Below are 812 nucleotides of genomic sequence, written 5' to 3'. Positions count from 1 at the left end.
TATGCGGGCGGCGCTACCGGGTTGCGGGTGACGATCGCGTCGGCGGGTGTGGAGGGCACGCTCACGATGGCCCTGGCCGATGAGGCCGGTGTCCCGCTCGCGCAGATCGACGCGCTGACCCTGCGACCACTGTCGGCCGGTCAGGTGACGGCCGCCACGGTTCGCGGTTCCCTGCACCGGCTCGACTGGGTTCCGCTACCCGCCGGCACCTCCGAGGCGCCCATGACGTACCGGCCTCAGGTGGCGGTGCTCCGCGGTGAAGGTCTGGGCGACTTCGGGGACCTCCGAGACCCGGGCGACCCCAGGACGCCGGATGACCTGGACACCGGTGTGCCGGCGTCGCTCGACCTGGCCGACCTCGTCAAGCTCACTCAGGACGAGGTACCCGACGCCCTGCTGGCTCTCTGCCCGGGAGCCCATGCACGGCCGGCCGATCCCCAGGCGACCCGCGAAGCCGTCCACGTGGTGCTCGACCTCCTCCAGCGCTGGCTGGCCGAGGACAAGTTGGCTTCGTCCCGGCTGGTGTTCCTGACCCGAGGTGCGGTGGCGGTCGGTGCGGACGAGGTCCCGGATGCCGCCTTGGCCGCGGTGTGGGGTCTGGTGCGTGCGGCCCAGGCCGAGCAGCCCGACCGATTCGTCCTGATCGACGTCGATGAGGACACCCCTGCCGCCGATGTGATCACGCGAGCGTTGGCCACCGGCGAATCGCAGATCGCCGTTCGGGCCGGCCTGCTTCGCGTCCCCCGCCTCGCCCCCGCTCCGGCGCCTGACGCTGTCACGGACCGCGTGCCGTCGTTCGGTCCGGAGGGGGC

General features: G+C 72.4%; 1 protein-coding gene. It reads left to right on the top strand.

What is annotated here, in order from left to right; translation table 11 throughout:
• Positions 1–27 precede the first annotated feature (27 nt).
• Positions 28–812 (top strand): SpnB-like Rossmann fold domain-containing protein (locus IEY93_RS37470; protein WP_444544685.1); only part of this gene is annotated, 785 nt, incomplete at its 3' end.

This window comes from Sphaerisporangium melleum (assembly GCF_014646695.1).
Lineage (GTDB): Bacteria > Actinomycetota > Actinomycetes > Streptosporangiales > Streptosporangiaceae > Sphaerisporangium > Sphaerisporangium melleum.
This window is presented reverse-complemented; position numbering and strand designations above follow the sequence as displayed.